14 protein-coding genes and 1 pseudogene are annotated in these 15,368 nt (G+C 66.5%); 9 read left to right on the plus strand and 6 right to left on the minus strand.

Translation table 11 applies throughout. The annotated features are described in order from the left end of the window. Nucleotides 1-76: 76 nt before the first annotated feature. Nucleotides 77-1,315 (minus strand): PucR family transcriptional regulator, encoded by a 1,239-nt coding sequence (locus tag LJ362_RS00555; RefSeq protein WP_264800246.1) that lies wholly within the window; start codon nucleotides 1,313-1,315, stop codon nucleotides 77-79. Between the two features lie 219 nt (nucleotides 1,316-1,534). On the opposite strand from LJ362_RS00555, the gene LJ362_RS00560 reads away from it, so the two are divergent. The 3 genes from LJ362_RS00560 (at nucleotide 1,535) to LJ362_RS00570 (ending at nucleotide 4,299) form a co-directional block, all read left to right on the plus strand. Continuing rightward, nucleotides 1,535-3,067, plus strand: a complete 1,533-nt coding sequence (locus tag LJ362_RS00560; RefSeq protein WP_264800247.1) for a long-chain-fatty-acid--CoA ligase — start codon at nucleotides 1,535-1,537, stop codon at nucleotides 3,065-3,067. A 154-nt stretch (nucleotides 3,068-3,221) separates the two neighbouring features. Further along, nucleotides 3,222-4,025 (plus strand): ABC transporter ATP-binding protein, encoded by an 804-nt coding sequence (locus LJ362_RS00565; RefSeq protein ID WP_264800248.1) that lies wholly within the window; start codon nucleotides 3,222-3,224, stop codon nucleotides 4,023-4,025. Nucleotides 4,026-4,107: 82 nt separating this feature from the next. Next, on the plus strand, nucleotides 4,108-4,299 hold the full coding sequence (locus tag LJ362_RS00570; protein WP_181274122.1) for a hypothetical protein: 192 nt from the start codon (nucleotides 4,108-4,110) through the stop codon (nucleotides 4,297-4,299). Nucleotides 4,300-4,329: 30 nt separating this feature from the next. On the opposite strand, the gene LJ362_RS00575 is transcribed toward LJ362_RS00570, so the two are convergent. Further along, the gene (locus LJ362_RS00575; RefSeq protein WP_264800249.1) at nucleotides 4,330-5,349 is read right to left on the minus strand and encodes a serine/threonine dehydratase; all 1,020 of its coding nucleotides are present in this window, start codon (nucleotides 5,347-5,349) and stop codon (nucleotides 4,330-4,332) included. Nucleotides 5,350-5,494: 145 nt separating this feature from the next. Continuing rightward, nucleotides 5,495-6,859 carry an MFS transporter gene (locus LJ362_RS00580; protein ID WP_264800250.1) on the minus strand — a complete coding sequence of 455 codons (1,365 nt, stop codon included), beginning with the start codon at nucleotides 6,857-6,859 and terminating at the stop codon, nucleotides 5,495-5,497. A 310-nt stretch (nucleotides 6,860-7,169) separates the two neighbouring features. Here LJ362_RS00580 and LJ362_RS00585 point away from each other — a divergent pair, with 310 nt between their 5' ends. The 4 genes and pseudogenes from LJ362_RS00585 to LJ362_RS17020 form a co-directional block, all read left to right on the plus strand. After that, the gene (locus LJ362_RS00585; RefSeq protein ID WP_264800251.1) at nucleotides 7,170-7,475 is read left to right on the plus strand and encodes a YtxH domain-containing protein; all 306 of its coding nucleotides are present in this window, start codon (nucleotides 7,170-7,172) and stop codon (nucleotides 7,473-7,475) included. Then, nucleotides 7,468-7,641 carry a hypothetical protein gene (locus LJ362_RS00590; RefSeq protein WP_166828723.1) on the plus strand — a complete coding sequence of 58 codons (174 nt, stop codon included), beginning with the start codon at nucleotides 7,468-7,470 and terminating at the stop codon, nucleotides 7,639-7,641. Before LJ362_RS00585 ends, LJ362_RS00590 begins: the two co-directional genes overlap by 8 nt. Nucleotides 7,642-7,858: 217 nt before the next feature. Further along, a complete protein-coding gene (paaZ, locus tag LJ362_RS00595) occupies nucleotides 7,859-9,895 on the plus strand; it encodes a phenylacetic acid degradation bifunctional protein PaaZ (RefSeq protein WP_264800252.1) in 2,037 nt (678 codons plus the stop codon). A 270-nt stretch (nucleotides 9,896-10,165) separates the two neighbouring features. Beyond that, a pseudogene (locus tag LJ362_RS17020) lies at nucleotides 10,166-10,285 on the plus strand (TetR family transcriptional regulator); the annotation flags it as partial. Nucleotides 10,286-10,306: 21 nt separating this feature from the next. On the opposite strand, the gene LJ362_RS00600 reads toward LJ362_RS17020, so the two are convergent. From LJ362_RS00600 to paaI, 3 genes are all read right to left on the minus strand, one after another. Further along, nucleotides 10,307-11,008, minus strand: a complete 702-nt coding sequence (locus LJ362_RS00600; RefSeq protein WP_264800253.1) for a TetR/AcrR family transcriptional regulator — start codon at nucleotides 11,006-11,008, stop codon at nucleotides 10,307-10,309. A gap of 107 nt (nucleotides 11,009-11,115) precedes the next feature. Further along, nucleotides 11,116-12,411: an AMP-binding protein gene (locus LJ362_RS00605; RefSeq protein ID WP_264800254.1), complete on the minus strand. Its 1,296-nt coding sequence runs from the start codon at nucleotides 12,409-12,411 to the stop codon at nucleotides 11,116-11,118. Between the two features lie 159 nt (nucleotides 12,412-12,570). After that, complete coding sequence (gene paaI, locus LJ362_RS00610) at nucleotides 12,571-13,125, minus strand: hydroxyphenylacetyl-CoA thioesterase PaaI (protein ID WP_264800255.1); 555 nt, start codon at nucleotides 13,123-13,125, stop codon at nucleotides 12,571-12,573. An 836-nt stretch (nucleotides 13,126-13,961) separates the two neighbouring features. Here paaI and paaA point away from each other — a divergent pair. Both paaA and paaB read left to right on the plus strand, forming a co-directional pair. Further along, complete coding sequence (paaA, locus tag LJ362_RS00615; RefSeq protein WP_264800256.1) at nucleotides 13,962-15,017, plus strand: 1,2-phenylacetyl-CoA epoxidase subunit PaaA; 1,056 nt, start codon at nucleotides 13,962-13,964, stop codon at nucleotides 15,015-15,017. Then, nucleotides 15,014-15,355: a 1,2-phenylacetyl-CoA epoxidase subunit PaaB gene (gene paaB / locus LJ362_RS00620; RefSeq protein ID WP_245395864.1), complete on the plus strand. Its 342-nt coding sequence runs from the start codon at nucleotides 15,014-15,016 to the stop codon at nucleotides 15,353-15,355. The genes paaA and paaB overlap by 4 nt, the downstream gene beginning before the upstream one ends. Nucleotides 15,356-15,368: the final 13 nt, after the last annotated feature.

Raw genomic sequence — 15,368 nt, forward strand, 5'->3', positions numbered from 1 at the left:
GCCCGGGTCTGAACCTGCGCCGGCCGCAGACTCAGCTGAACCGACCAAGGGCGGGCCGCCTCGGTGCGGGGATCGTTCAATTCGAGGTCGGGACGTTTCCGCGCGCGGTGAGCATGCGGATGGCGATGATCGTCTCCTGCAGATCGGTGAAGCTGCGGACGTTGCGGCCCGTGCGTTCGGCGGCGGTGTCGAGCCGGTAGTAGGCGGTGTTCACGTGGACGTGGAGATGTTCGGCGGCGAGTTTGGCGTTGAGGTCGCAGGCCGCATATTCGAGCAGCGTCTCGATGAGGACACCGCCGGCGGCGAGATCGTCCTCGACGAACCGGCTCAGTTCGGGGCGGATGAGGCGGTGGGCGACCTCGTCGTCGAGGGTGACGAGGTAGTCGAGCGGAGTGAGCGCGTGCAACGACCTGACCCCCGGCATACCGCCGAGGCTCTCCTTGGCGAGCACGGCCTCGCGGTACGCCTCGGGCACACGGTCCAGACCTTCGTGGACGGTGGAGGTGCCCACGCACAGGTCGGTGCCCGTGCAGGACAGCTCCCGGTGGACCCGTTCGAGATCGGCCAGGGTGCTTGCCCCGTCGGAGGTCACCGGGGTGATGCCGACGATCTGATCCTGGAGGACCACGGCGATGCCGCGACGGCCGACATCGAAGACCGAGCGCAGGGCCGTGAGGACCTCGCGCTTGCCCCGATCATCATGCAGCGGAGTCTGCGCGGTGGCTGTGGCGACGAGCACACGCGAATCCGGGCGGAGGTCGGACACCTCGGCGAGGTCCGCACTGGGCCCCGGTGCTAAGCGGCGACCGGAGAGCAGATCATCGACGAGGTCGCGACGGACCCGGTCGCCCTCGGCCATCTCCAGCTGTTGGGTCTCGAGGTAGGCGACGGCGCCGACGGAGCTGCCGACCTCGATGACGCTCATGACGTGGATGGCGATGTGCAGCGCCTCGTCGCGGGTCTCCTTCTCGGAATCCGAGGCATCGACGATCGCTTCCCACAAGGTCTCCTGACCGATCCGGAAACCGGTGAGGAAGTCCGGCAAGGTCACTCCCTGCCGCAGTCGCCGCCGGGCCTGGGAGGCGGTGATCGGGAAGTCCTCGGCGGTCGCGCGGCGGCCCTCCTCCAAGGGGGTGAGCGCGGCCTCGAAGACGGTGTACGTATGCGCGGTGAGATCCTCGGCGAGATTCTTGTCCGGGCTGGCCGGATAAGCGGGCACTTCCCGCCAAGTGCGGCTGACCGAACGCTGGACCGTGGCCGGCAGCGTTGCTCGGACACGGTCGACGATGCGCAGGACGAGTGGATTGGCGACCATGGCAGAAGCTTAAGCGCATCCTTGTTGTCCGACCACAATCAGCGGGCCGTGATTCTGTTGGCTGTCCCGTTGTCCGAAACCTCCGGCAACGGCAGAGTGGGCATCAGAGAGCCGGACGGCGGAAGCCGAACGGGAGTCAGACCCGTCCGCTCAATCGACTCTTCTCCTGTGGTGGGGCCACAACCACTGGTGCTCGCAGCGCCAGCACCGAGCCGATCAATGACGAACGAATCACGCCTGGAGGAAGCCATGACCAACCTCGCCGACAATCTCACCGCCACCGCAAGCCGGCACGGGCAGCGACCTGCCGTCCGCCTCGGCGATTCCGTGCTGACGTATGCTCAGCTGCAGGACCAGGCGCAGCGGGTGGCGACGATGCTCAAGGACAGGGGAATCGGGCCCGGCGACCGCGTCGGACTCGTCCTGCCCAACGTCCTCGAATTTCCCGTCCTCTTCTATGGTGCACTGTCCGTCGGCGCGATCGTCGTGCCGATGAACCCGCTGCTCAAGGACCGTGAGGTGCAGTACTACCTCGAAGATTCCGGGGCTCAGATCGTCTTCGCGTGGAAGGATATGGCGGGTGAGGCCGGGAAGGCAGCGGCCGCGGTCGGCATCGAATGCGTGCGCGTCGACCCCGCCGACTTCGCCGATCAGCTGGCTGCCTTCGACCCGACACCTGAGGTGGTGTCCCGCGCCGACGACGACACCGTCGTGCTTCTCTACACCTCGGGCACCACCGGGCAGCCGAAGGGCGCGGAACTCACCCACTTCAATATGATGACGAACGCGGCCGTCACCGCCGAGACCCTCACCTTCCTCACCGAGGACGATATGGTCATGGGCTGCCTGCCGCTGTTCCACTGCTTCGGCCTGACCTGCGGACTCAATGCGTCTGTGCTCAGCGGATCCTGCCTGGCCCTCATCCCGCGCTTCGACCCGATCGAGGCCCTCGAGACCATACAGGAGGCGAAGGTCAGCATCTTCATCGGTGTGCCGACGATGTACGCGCGGATGCTCAACGCAGAGGGGCGGGAGAACTTCGACGTGTCCAGCCTGCGCTCCTGCATCTCCGGAGGATCGGCGATGCCGGTCGAGGTGATGAAGAACTTCGAATCCGCTTTCGGCTGCATCATCTTGGAAGGCTACGGCCTGTCCGAGACCTCGCCAGTGGCCTGCTTCAACCAGCCGGGCATGGAACGCAAGACCGGCACCATCGGTGTGCCAGTGCGCGGAGTCGAGATGAAGCTCGTCGACGATGACGACAATGACGTTCCCGTCGGTGAGATCGGTGAGATCGCGATCAAGGGTGAGCCCGTGATGAAGGGGTACTGGGGGCGTCCGGAGGCGACAGAGGTGGCCATCCGCGACGGATGGTTCCACTCCGGCGACCTCGCCGAGCAGGACGAGGACGGCTTCTTCACGATCGTCGACCGGAAGAAGGACCTCATCATCCGCGGCGGCTACAACGTCTATCCGCGTGAGGTCGAGGAAGCGCTCTACGAGCACGAAGCCGTCGCCGAGGCGGCTGTGATCGGCATCGCGAACGATGACCTCGGTGAGGAGATCGGGGCCGCCGTCGCCCTCAAAGCCGGCAGTTCCGTCGATGCTGAGGCGCTGCGGGAGTTCGCGAAATCGCGTGTCGCCGCATACAAGTACCCCCGCAACGTGTGGATCGTCGACGGGCTGCCCAAGGGCCCGACCGGCAAGATCCTCCGCCGCGAGATCACGTCACCGGAGGATGCGGTGAGCTGAAAGTCGGCGGGGCCGAAGGGTGCTGTCCTGAACTCGGATCCACAATGCGGAACGGCGGTCGCCCGCCCCGGAGGCCGCCTCGGCGAGGTGGGTCCTAGAATCGAATCGGCCCCATCGGGCGGTGGGGCCGTCGATCTTGATAGGTGAGGGAGACGTGGCCGAGACCGTCCTCGATATCGCTGATGTGACGTTCCGGCGTGGGCAGACGCAGATCCTCCACGGCATCGATCTGCGCATCGGTGCCGGCGAGCACTGGGTGCTCATCGGGCCGAACGGGGCGGGGAAGTCCACTTTGCTGAGCTTCGCCTCGGCGCAGGTGTTCCCGACCTCGGGCACCGTTGATATCCTCGGCTCCCGGATGGGCCGGGTCGAGCTCGCGGCCCTGCGCCGCCTCATCGGACACGTGAATCCGCGCCATCCGCTGCGGTCGAACCTCACCGTCCGCGAGGTTGTCCTTACCGGGCTGACCGGCACCGTCGAACGTCCCATGCGGTGGGAGCCCTCACCGGAGGATGTTGCGAAGGCCGATTCCCTCATCGCCGAGGTAGGGCTGGAGTCCCGCGCCGACGCGGGGTGGAAAGTGCTGTCCCAGGGAGAGCGGGGCAAGGCGCTCGTCGCACGTTCCCTCATCGCGGACCCGCAGCTGCTGCTCTTCGACGAGCCGACCACCGGCCTCGATGTAGCTGCGCGGGAGCAGCTGTTGGAGACCATCGACTACCTCTCCGTGCACTCGCCCGAGCTGGCAACACTGCTGGTCACCCACCATCTCGAGGAGATCCCCGAGACCACGACGCATGCCGCGCTCATCTCCGACGGTCGGCTGACCGCCGCCGGTCCCATCGCCGAGGTGCTCACCTCCGAGCAAGTCTCTGCCGCCTTCGACCATCCGATCGAGGTGGGCTTCGCCGACCGCCGCTGGTCGGCCCGCGCAGTCCGGTCCGGTGCGGTGCTCGGCTGACGAACTTCGTCCGTGCTGAGGATCGGCTGGGACGATCACCGCGCGCATTGCACGGCTGTGCACTCGCGCCTAGGCTTGAGGCATGAAGATGAGTACCGTGTGGAGCATCATCGGCGCGATCGTCGCCATCATCATCGCGTGGTGGGTGGTCAACGTCGCGTTCTCCATTGCGTGGTTCCTCGTCAAGGCCATCATCACCGTCGTCGTGGCGCTCGCGATCTTCGGCCTGATCAAGGCCTCGCTGAAGTCCAAGGACCGCGACCGAACGCGCTGACTTCCGGCCTTCGACCGCGCTGACTGCGCCTCAGAGATCGCCGAGGCTCGTGTTCGCCCCGCAGAGGACGACGCAGACTTTCTCTCCCGCAGCCGGAACATAGCCGCCGGACGTCTTCGACTCGTCGGTGCCGCTGATCCCCGCCAGAGCCGTGGCCGCCGCATGTTCGACCGCCAGCCGGTGATCGCCCCACAGATGCTGCCGGGCGCCGATGATCGCCTTATCGCTGGCCAGCACCGAGGTGACCAGGTCCGACCGCGCCGCGTCCAGTGCCAGCGGTGTGGCCCGACGGGCACCGAGCGAATCCGCCGCCACCGAATCGACCGTGACGTCGACCGGCTCGCCCGCTTCCAGCGCGGCACCCAGCGCGCGACAGTTCTCCGGTTCGACCGCCACCGTGCGCACCCCGTGATAAGTCGCGGCTGTCGCGACTCCGGCGAACAGTCCGCCGCCTCCGACGGAGACGACGACCGTGTCGAGGTCGGGCACCTGCGTGAGAATCTCGGTCATCAGCGTGCCCGCGCCGGCGGCGATGAGCGGATGGTCGTAGGCGTGCGAAGCCAACGCCCCCGATGAGTCGACGAAGTCCTGGCAGGCCGCGGCCGCCTCGGCGTATTCGCTGCCCGTCAGCACCACCTCGGCACCGTAGGAGCGCAGACGATCGACCTTGACCTCCGGCGCATTCGCGGGGAGGAAGACGGTCGCGGGCACACCGGCGGCACGGGCCGCCCAGGCGCAGGCCAGCCCCGCGTTCCCGCCCGAGGCGATCGTCACTCCCGCCTCGGGGAAGGTGCCCTCCTCGAGGTGGGCCCGGATGAAGTTCTGCGCACCGCGGGCCTTGAAAGTGCCCGTGTACTGCATGAACTCGAGGGCGAAGAGCAGGCCGGATGCGCTTGGGTCCTCGGCAGGACCGGAACTCCACGCAGCCGCGGTGGGGGAGGCCGCCTCGGCGAGGTTCCCGGGCTGCGCGGACGCGACGGTGACCGGTCGGACTCGTCCGGCGATCCGGGCTGCGGCGGCTTCGATGTCGGGATACGTCAGCTCTGTCATCTCATCAGCCTATGCGAGAGCTGCTGAGGGGGTGCGCCGCCTCGGTGGATTGTTGGGTCGATCCACGGCGTTTCAGGCGGAGGAATCACCGTGGATCGACCAGGAAATCGAGGTGCAGGTGACGAACCGGGGGTTCGCTGCAGTCTCAGTGGTGCTTCGTCAGGCCGAGGTCGTTGCCCTTCGTTTCCTTGACGAGGCTGACGCCGATGAGCGAGATGATGCACACGATGATCATGTAGATCGCGATCGAGATCGATTTTCCGGTCTCGGCGAGCAGGGTCTCGGCGATCGTCGGGGCGAAGGCACCACCGAGGATCGCGCCGAGCGCGTAGCCGATCGAGACGCCCGAGTAGCGGACCTCGACCGGGAACATCTCCGCATACATCGCCGACATCGGGCCATACGACAGGCCCATGCCGACGGTGAGGACGAAGATGCCGATGCCGTACATCCAGATGTTCGCCATGTCGATCATGAGGAAGGTCGGGATGAGCCACACGATGAGCAGGACGTACCCGATCTGGAAGGTCCGCACGCGACCGAGCTTGTCCGACAGCGCCCCGCCCCACATCGTGAACACCAGCCAACCGAAGCTCGCGAGCGTCGTCGCCAACAGCACTGGTGCGCGGTCGAGGCCGACGGAACCGCCCTCGGCGATGGGGCGCGAGGCGTAGGCGGCGAAGAACGCGATGATCATGTAGCCCACCGCGTTGTTGCCGATGAAGATGAGCGCGGAGAGCACGACTTCCTTCGTGTTCTTCTTGAACAGGGTGCCCAGCGGAGCCGAGGATTCGGCCTTGCGCTCGGCGAGCTCGGCGAAGACCGGGGACTCCTCGACCTGCCGGCGGATGTAATAGCCGACGAAGACGAGGACGACGGAGAAGAGGAACGGGATCCTCCATCCGAAGCTCGCGAACTGTTCGGCGGTGAGGACCGTGGTGAGCACCCAGATCACGCCGGTGGCGAGGATCATGCCGACCGGCACGCCGATCTGCGGGTACGCGCCGAAGATGCCGCGCTTGGAGATCGGGGCATGCTCGACCGACAGCAGCGCGGCCCCACCCCATTCGCCGCCGGCGGAGAAGCCCTGCAGGATCCGCAGCAGGGTGAGCAGGATCGGGGCGCCGACTCCGATCATCGCGTAGTTCGGGAGCAGGCCGATGAGCGAGGTCGCGGCCCCCATGAGGATGAGCGTGAGCACGAGCATCTTCTTGCGTCCGATCCGATCGCCGAGGTGGCCGGCGATGATCGCGCCCAACGGGCGGAAGAGGAACGAGATGCCCAGAGACGCCCACGCCATGATCTGACCGAGCGCCGGATTGTCCGCGGCCAAAGGGCCGAAGTACTGAGCGGAGAGGATGAGGCCGGCGGCCTGAGCGTAGATGAAGAAGTCGTACCACTCGATGGTGGTGCCGACGAGGGTGCCGGCGAGGACCTTGCGCTCCTCGCGGGTGATCGAATGGGGCTCGGTCGGCTGTGATGCGGCCGGGCCGGGGGCTGTGGTGGACATGACAGGATCTTTCGGTTGCTGGGCGACATTGCCTGGGTCCATTGCCGGCGGCGGTGGTCCTCGACTCTGAGTGATCGCCGGTGCCGTCGGTGGGGCGCGTGACGGGTGGCCGCCCGTCACGACTGACTGCTTGGTCAGTAATTGCCTCTGACTATATTGCAGATGATGGCCGATGTCACCTGCATGAGGGCCGGAGGCGATCCCTCACCGCCGGCTGCGCCCGTTGGCGGCGGTCATCGGTGAGTCAGCGGCCCGGTTCCGCGCCGTTGCCCGGTGCCGTTATCGTGGCCGGAACAGCAGAGAGAGGGGCATGATGAAAGGCAGACTTCTACTGGCGGCAGGAATCGGAGTGGGGTTCGTCCTCGGCTCCCGCGCCGGCCGACAGAGCTACGAATCGCTGAAGGGATATGCGCAGGATCTGTGGAGCGACCCCAAGGTCCAAGACCGCGTGTCCGACATTGAGGACACAGTCAGAGAGAAGGCTCCGGTCGTGCAGGACAAAGCCGAGCAGGCGCTGAAGAGCGCCGGCGAGAAATCGAAGAGAGTCGGCGATGAGATGAAGTCGAAGATCTCCGGCGACTCGACTGAGGACCCGACGGAGGACAGCCATGGCTGAGATCTCCGACACCGCGCACTTCGGGGCCAGCCGAAAGGCCATCGAGGCCGAACTCGGCGTCATCGCCGCCCAGTGGGAGCAGCAGGGTCGTATCGAGCCGGTGGTGGACAAGGACACGGGCGAGATCCACCCCGACGCCGAGCGAGAGCTGCTCGACCGCCTCTGATCGATCTCACCGCGGGGCGGGTGACCTCGCCCTATGCCGCGCTCACCCTGTGTCGGCCTTGCGATGCCGCGCTCACGCTGTGTCGGTCTCTGTGCGCCCTGACGGCGCCCTATGACAATTACCGACCAGTTGGTTAGTATATTTCTAGGAATCGGCAGCGGTGCCGACAGCGGCCGCCGTGGACCGGGAGACGTCGTTTCACCAGGGAGAGCAAAGCATGACCGAAATCCTCAGTTCCTATGTGGCCGGATCCTGGCACACGCCGGCAGCGACCGAGTCCGCCCGGCCTGTCCGCGACGCCGGCACGGGGGAGCTCCTGCACTCGGTGAGCTCGGCCGGAGTCGACTTCGCCGCCGTCGCCGACCACGCCCGGACCACCGGCATCGCCGAACTGCAGAAGCTCACCTTCCACCAGCGCGGTGTGATCCTCAAGAAGCTCGCGACCTACCTCATGGAGCGCACGAAGGACTACCACGAGATCTCCTTCACCACCGGCACCACCAAGCGCGACGCCTTCGTCGACATCGAAGGCGGAATCGGCACGCTCTTCACCTACTCCGGCGTCGCCCGCCGCCAGATGCCGAACTCGACCGTCCACCTCGACGGCGGGGTCGAGCGCCTGTCTAAGAACGGCACCTTCGTCGGCCGCCACATCCTCACCTCCCGGCAGGGCCTGGCGCTGCAGATCAACGCCTTCAACTTCCCCGTCTGGGGCATGCTCGAGAAGTTCGGGCCCATGTTCGTCGCCGGCGTCCCCGTCGTCGTCAAGCCCGCCACGGACACCGCCCACCTGACCCGCGCGGTCGTCGCGGATATGATCGAGTCCGGCCTGCTTCCCGCCGGTGCGATCCAGCTGGTCTGCGGTGACGTCACCCCGCTCTTCGACCGTCTCGCCGAACAGGATGCGATCGCGTTCACCGGCTCAGCCAACACCGCCCGCACGCTCTCCGGGCTCGACTGCGTGACCCAGCGCGGCACCCGCTTCTTCGCCGAGGCGGACTCACTCAACTTCTCCCTGCTAGGTCCCGACGCCGCACCCGGAACGGAGGAATTCGACCTCTTCGTCTCCGGCGTCGTCGCCGAGATGACCGTCAAGGCCGGACAGAAGTGCACCGCGATCCGCCGCACCTTCGTCCCCGAAGCCCACGCCGAGGCGGTCGGCGAGGCCATCATCGCGAAGCTTTCCACCCAGGGTGTCGGAGATCCGCGCGAGAAGTCCACCCGCCTGGGCCCCGTGGTCTCCGACAAGCAGCGCACAGACGTTCTCGACGCGGTCGACCAGATCATCGCCGGGGGAGCGCATCTGCTCGCCGGCGGCCGTGAGGAATCCGATCGTCTGGCCGCCGAACACGGCGGAGCCTATGTCGCGGCCACCGTCCTCCAGGCCGATGACGCCTGGTCCGATGCCGTCCACGACATCGAAGCCTTCGGGCCCGTGACCTCGATCATCACCTATTCCGACACCGAGGAGGCCGTCCGCCTGGCCGCCCGGGGCCGCGGCTCCCTGGTCGGCTCAGTCGTCACCCACGACCGTGATTTCGCCACCGAATTCGTCCGCAGGATCGCTCCGTGGCATGGCCGTGTGCTCGTCCTTGACCGCGACGATGCCGAAGAGTCGACCGGTCACGGCTCGCCGCTGCCGAACCTCATCCACGGCGGCCCCGGACGCGCCGGCGGCGGTGAGGAGATGGGCGGACTGCGCGGCGTCGAACACTTCATGCAGCGCACCGCGATCCAGGCCTCCCCGGACATGCTCACCGCGATCGGCGGGGAATGGGTCAACGGATCGGAGCGCCGCCTCGGCGATCATCCGTTCACGAAGTCGCTTGAGGACCTGCGCATCGGCGACACCCTCGATTCGGAGTGGCGGGAGGTCACGCTCGACGATATCGAGCACTTCGCGAACTTCACTGGGGACACCTTCTACGCCCACATGAACGAGGAGGCGGCCGCCGCGAACCCGTTCTTCCCGGGACGCGTGGCGCACGGCTACCTCATCGTGTCCTTCGCTGCCGGACTCTTCGTCCAGCCGGACCCGGGTCCGGTGCTCGCGAACTACGGGCTCGAGGGTCTGAACTTCATCACGCCCGTCTCCCCAGGTGACAAGCTCAAGGTGACGCTGACCGCCAAGCGCATCACCCCGCGTGAGACCGACGAATACGGTGAGGTCCGCTGGGACGCACAGGTCGTCAACCAGAACGACGAATCCGTGGCGAACTACGACGTGCTCACGCTGGTGGCCAAGGAGTACTGAGGGCGATCTGTTCGGGTGACGGTCGTGCCTGCCGGGCAGGAACGCGACGAGCTCGACGGAGAGCTTCGGCACGAACGCCTCCTGGAAAAGGACGACGTCGATGAGGCCATCGTCGATGGCCGTCTCTGCGGAGAGCTTGAGCTCGCCCCCAGAACGTACTGGTTTGAGTTCCTCGGCTGGTGTCGTCAGAACCACGCTGTGACTATTCAGGGGCGACCCTGCGCCGGAGCCAGCCGCTAAACGCGGGAAAGTGCTCGGCGGGAACAGATCATCGGCGCGGGCATCGGACTGTTCGGGTCGCAGGGATACCGGGCAGCCACCGTCGGAGCGCTCTGTGAGACCGCGGAGTTGAGCAACCGCTGCTTCTACGAATCCTTCGGCGCTCTGGCGGACCTCCTGGTCGCTCGACCATCAGGCCTCCAGGCCTTGGAAGGCCATCGTTGTGACCGCCTCGGCGATGGTGTCGGGGTCGACGGGATAGCTGGGGCGGTACCACTCGGTGATCGAGTTGACCATGCCGAAGAGCAGACGGGTGATGAGCCCGGGGGTGAAGTCCGAGCGCAGACCGCCCTCGGCGATGGCGGCCTCGACGAGCGCACGGACCTTCGCATCGATATTGCGTCGGGCCTCGAGGGCTTCGCGTTCTAAGGGTGAGTTTCCGCGCACGCGCAGCAGCAAGGTCACCGAATGGTGGTACTCGATGAGGATGACGACGCTGGCGCGCACGGCCAGCTGCAGGCGTTCGAGGGCGGTGACGTTCTCTCGCAGGCTCTCGGTCTCCACAGCGGAATCGAGGGCGCGGATGCCGCGGCTGATCGCCAGGTGCAGCAGCTCTTCCTTCGACTTCACGTGATGGTAGATCGCGGACTTCGTGATGCCGAGCTCACGGGCGACCGTGTCCATCGACGTGCCGTCATAGCCGCGGGAGACGAAGACCTCTGTGGCCTTGTTGATCAAGGTCTCCCGGTCGTAGCCGGGACGGCCGCGGCGCGAGCGTTTGGGGGCGGTCGCCTCGGCGGGGGTCGTCGGGGACGTCGACGCGGCGGTCGTCGATTCCGCGGACGACGTCGTCGGGTCCGGGGTTGTCGACGCAGGTGAGGACGATTCGGGCATGCGCATCAGTCTAATCGGCCAGCTCGGTGGGTGCCGCGATCCAAGTCACAGCACTCACCTCGGTGCGCGTCCGCAGCGCCGCTTCAGCGCATGCACTGCGCCTCATCTCAGCGCACGCCCTCGCGGCGGTCGATGATGCGCTTCATCTTGCCGACCGAGCGCGGCAGGTCCCCGGGCATCTTGATGTCGATGGCGCAGGAGACGCCGAGGCGCTCCTTGATGCGGGCGGCCACGAGCTTGTCGAGGCCGTCGAGCTCGACGGCGCCGACGCCTTCGCGGGCCTCGACCTCGACGGTCATCTCGTCCATCCGACCCGGGCGGGTGAGGACGAGCTGGAAGTGAGGGCTCAGGGGCGCGAACTCGAAGAGCACGGTCTCGACGTTCGCGGGGTAGACGTTGACGCCGCGGATGATCATGAGGTCATCGGAGCGGCCGGTGATGCGCGAGATGCGGCGGAAGTTCGGGCGCGCGGTGCCCGGCAGCAACGTTGCGAGGTCGTGCGTGCGGTAGCGGATGATGGGCAGCGCTTCCTTCGTCAGCGAGGTGAAGACGAGTTCGCCCTCCTCGCCGTCGGGCAGGACCTCGCCGGTGAAAGGGTCGACGATCTCCGGGTAGAAGTGGTCCTCCCAGATCGTCGGGCCGTCCTTCGTCGCCGCGGACTCGCAGGCCACACCCGGTCCCATGACCTCGGAGAGGCCGTAGATGTCGACGGCATTGATGTTGAAGGAGTTCTCGATCTCCTTGCGCATCTCGTCCGTCCATGGTTCGGCGCCGCAGATCGCGGTCTTCAGGCTCGTCGAGGTCGGGTCGATGCCCTGCTTGCGGAATTCGTCGAGGATCGTGAGCAGGTAGGTCGGGGTGGCCGTGATGATGTCCGGCTTGAAGTCCTGGATGAGCTGCACCTGGCGCGGGGTCTGACCGCCGGAGATCGGGACGACGGTGAACCCGTGACGCTCCGCCCCGTGGACGCCGAGTCCGCCGGTGAACAGCCCGTATCCGTAGGCGTTGTGCATCATCTGTCCGCGCTTGCCGCCGGCACCGAGGATGGACCGCGCGATGAGGCTGCCCCACCGATCGAGATCGCCCATCGTGTACCCGACGACGGTCGGCAGGCCGGTCGTGCCCGAGGAGGCGTGGATGCGCGCGACCTGCTCCTGCGGGACCGCGATGAGCCCGAACGGGTAGTTGTCGCGCAGATCCTGCTTGGTCGTGAATGGCAGCTTCGCAATGTCATCGAGACTGGTGATGTCCGCAGGGGTCACGCCGAGGTCGTCGAAGGCCTTCCGGTAGAACGGCACCCGTTCATACACCGAGGTCACCGTCGTCTGAAGGTTCTTCAGCTGGTCGGAGCGCAGCTCGTCCAGGCTCATCCGTTCGCCGGCGTCGAGGTCGGTCTCAGTCATCATCGTCTCCTTGCGAATCTCTTCTGTGTGTCAGATCCAAAAACCGCCGAGGTGGTCCACCGTTCTTCGGTGTTCGGTCGTCGACGGGGGGTTCGGTGGGGGTGGTCCGGCGCGGCATGGTGCCTGTCGCGGAGCCGGCGGCCGTGTGGTTGGTCGGGTCTACTTGCGGGCGGGCAGCGTGCGGGAGCGGCCGCGGTAGGTGGCGATGATGTCGTCGCCGCGGGTGACCGTGACGTCGTAGATGCCCGAGCGGCCCTGCTTGATGACCTCATGGCCGCGGGCGACGAGCTGATCGCCGAGGTATGTGGGTTTGAGGAAGTCGATGTCTCCGCCGGAGGCGACGGTGATCGAACCGGGATAGTTGCAGGCCATCGCGAAAGTGGTGTCGGCGAAGAGGAAGACGTAGCCGCCGTGGGTGATGTCGTGGCCGTTGGTCATGATCTCGGTGACCGTCATCGAACACTGTGCCCAGCCGGGTCCGTGGTCATCGACGGTGATGCCCAGGTGCTGGGAGGCGCGATCATTGGCGAACATCGCGGCCGCACCGGTGAGTTCCGTCTGTGTGGCTGCCCCGGAGGTGGACGCCTCGGTGGATCCTTCGGGATCGGGCTGTGCAGCCGCCTCGGCGGGGGACTCAGGAGCCGCCTCGGCGGGGGAGGGGCCGTTCGGGGTCTGTGACTCCGCGGTCGTCGTATCGTGGGTGGGCTGTCCCATGGTCGGCTCCTCCTCGAGTCGCGGGTTCGGGCGCCGGGGCGCGGGGAGTGCCTGCGCCGCTGCGTGTGGACGACGGTGAGAGTTCCCCGTGATCCCGGACGGTCAGCCCGTCGGAGAATTAACGACCATCTGGTCAATAAATATCGTTCCGATCGTCGCCGGTGTCAAGTCACGGGGTGTGGTTGGGGCGTGTTCGTCTGCGAATTGCGCACGCATCGTCAAGCGCGGCGAATCGTGTGCTTCCTGCGTCTAATCCCGCACGCATCGTCAAGTGTCAGCGGGAAAGTCAGCGGGAAATAGGTCGCTATCGGATAGTTCCCGAGAAATATAGGTCAGCATCGGACATTCTTCGGCGCTGAAAGCACCCGATGCTGACCTATATTCGGCGGGTGACGCGCCGGGGAGACGAGTTTCGGTTGATCGGAGTGGGGCGGCGGGCGACGTTTGGGCCGGGGGTGTTTGGCCGATTCGGCCGGCGCCGCGGTGGCAGTTCGATTGTTGGGTCGATCCGCGGTGGTCTGGGCGACGAAACCACCGTGGATCGACCCAACAATCGCACTGATCGCACGGCGACGCGGCACGGCGGCGGGGCTCAGCGGCAAAAGAGTGTTGCGAACGGGGATGCTGAGGCGTTGTGTGAGCGGTCGGGCGGCCAGTGGGGTCGGCATTGCACCCGGGCCGGGGGTGTGCGACACTGGTGGCAACAATACAGAACAAATGGTCAGTAAATGGATGCCCCCGGGCCAGAGGTCTTACGATGGTCGGACCGATGAGGAGGTCGGCAGCCGCTGACCGAGGCAGGTCCTGACAAGGGCACATCCAAGGGTGGAGTGGTCATGACAACTCAAGTGAACGACAACCGCTTCGACGAGGCGGCGCTGCAGGAGCAGTTCGACGCCACGATCGAGGCCAAGGATCGGATCGAACCCCGGGACTGGATGCCCGAGGCCTACCGCAAGACGCTCATCCGCCAGGTCGCGCAGCACGCGCACTCGGAGATCATCGGCATGCAGCCCGAAGGCAACTGGATCTCCCGCGCACCTTCCCTGCGCCGCAAGGCGATCCTGCTGGCGAAGGTTCAGGACGAAGCCGGACACGGCCTCTACCTCTACTCTGCCGCCGAGACCCTGGGCGCCACGCGCAACGAACTCACCGAGAAGCTCGTCGCCGGCAAGCAGAAGTACTCCTCGATCTTCAACTACCCGACCCTGTCCTACACCGATGTCGGCACGATCGGCTGGCTCGTCGACGGGGCGGCCATCTGCAACCAGGTGCCGCTGTGCCGGACTTCCTTCGGCCCCTACGGCCGTGCGATGATCCGCATCTGCAAGGAAGAGTCCTTCCACCAGCGCCAGGGCTACGAGCTGCTGATGACGATGATGCGCGGCACCGAGGCTCAGCGCGAGATGGTCCAGGAATCGGTCAACCGCTTCTGGTGGCCGGCGCTGATGATGTTCGGTCCTCCCGACGACAACTCGCCGAACACCGAGCAGTCGATGGCCTGGGGCATCAAGACCCACACCAACGATGAGCTGCGCCAGAAGTTCGTCGACATGTCCGTCCCGCAGGCCGAGGCCCTCGGCGTGACGTTCCCCGATGAGAACCTCGAGTGGAACGAAGAGCGCGGACACTACGACTTCTCCACCCCGAACTGGGACGAGTTCTGGGCCGTCGTCAAGGGCGACGGACCCTGCAACGCACAGCGACTCAACCACCGCAAGCGCGCCTGGGACGAAGGAGCGTGGGTGCGCGAAGCCGCGCTCGCCTTCGCAGAGAACCAGACCGCCGAGGCGGCCGCCACCCCGGCGGCGGACGAAGCCACCCCGACCGCGGCCGATGCGACCCCCGCCGCCGGAGTCGACACCACCACCCCCGAGGAGACAGCGAAATGACCGAGACCAACCCCGGCTCCACCTCGGCGAAGGACGGATCCGCTGTGGGCTCGACCCGCGGCGAATGGCCGCTGTACGAGGTCTTCGTGCGCGGCAAGCGCGGACTCAACCACGTCCACGTCGGTTCCCTGCACGCCGCCGACGACCAGATGGCCGTCCATCACGCCCGCGACGTCTACACCCGACGCAACGAAGGCGTGAGCATCTGGGTCGTCCGCGCCTCCGACATCACGGCCTCGAGCCCGGACGAGAAAGACCCGATGTTCGCCCCCAGCGGCGACAAGGTCTACCGCCACCCCACCTTCTACGACATCCCCGCCGATGTCCCCCACATGTGAGAAGGGGCGAAAG

It is taken from the genome of Brevibacterium sp. JSBI002, from assembly GCF_026013965.1.
In the GTDB taxonomy this organism is placed as follows: domain Bacteria; phylum Actinomycetota; class Actinomycetes; order Actinomycetales; family Brevibacteriaceae; genus Brevibacterium.

Coding starts and splice junctions, on each gene's coding strand:
- LJ362_RS00560 (WP_264800247.1), top strand. CDS start 1,535: ATGACGAACGAATCACGCCTGGAGGAAGCCATGACCAACCTCGCCGAC.
- paaA (WP_264800256.1), top strand. CDS start 13,962: ATGACAACTCAAGTGAACGACAACCGCTTCGACGAGGCGGCGCTGCAG.
- LJ362_RS00580 (WP_264800250.1), bottom strand. CDS start 6,859: ATGTCCACCACAGCCCCCGGCCCGGCCGCATCACAGCCGACCGAGCCC.
- paaI (WP_264800255.1), bottom strand. CDS start 13,125: ATGGGACAGCCCACCCACGATACGACGACCGCGGAGTCACAGACCCCG.
- LJ362_RS00555 (WP_264800246.1), bottom strand. CDS start 1,315: ATGGTCGCCAATCCACTCGTCCTGCGCATCGTCGACCGTGTCCGAGCA.
- LJ362_RS00600 (WP_264800253.1), bottom strand. CDS start 11,008: ATGCCCGAATCGTCCTCACCTGCGTCGACAACCCCGGACCCGACGACG.
- paaB (WP_245395864.1), top strand. CDS start 15,014: ATGACCGAGACCAACCCCGGCTCCACCTCGGCGAAGGACGGATCCGCT.
- LJ362_RS00585 (WP_264800251.1), top strand. CDS start 7,170: ATGATGAAAGGCAGACTTCTACTGGCGGCAGGAATCGGAGTGGGGTTC.
- LJ362_RS00590 (WP_166828723.1), top strand. CDS start 7,468: ATGGCTGAGATCTCCGACACCGCGCACTTCGGGGCCAGCCGAAAGGCC.
- LJ362_RS00570 (WP_181274122.1), top strand. CDS start 4,108: ATGAAGATGAGTACCGTGTGGAGCATCATCGGCGCGATCGTCGCCATC.
- paaZ (WP_264800252.1), top strand. CDS start 7,859: ATGACCGAAATCCTCAGTTCCTATGTGGCCGGATCCTGGCACACGCCG.
- LJ362_RS00575 (WP_264800249.1), bottom strand. CDS start 5,349: ATGACAGAGCTGACGTATCCCGACATCGAAGCCGCCGCAGCCCGGATC.
- LJ362_RS00605 (WP_264800254.1), bottom strand. CDS start 12,411: ATGACTGAGACCGACCTCGACGCCGGCGAACGGATGAGCCTGGACGAG.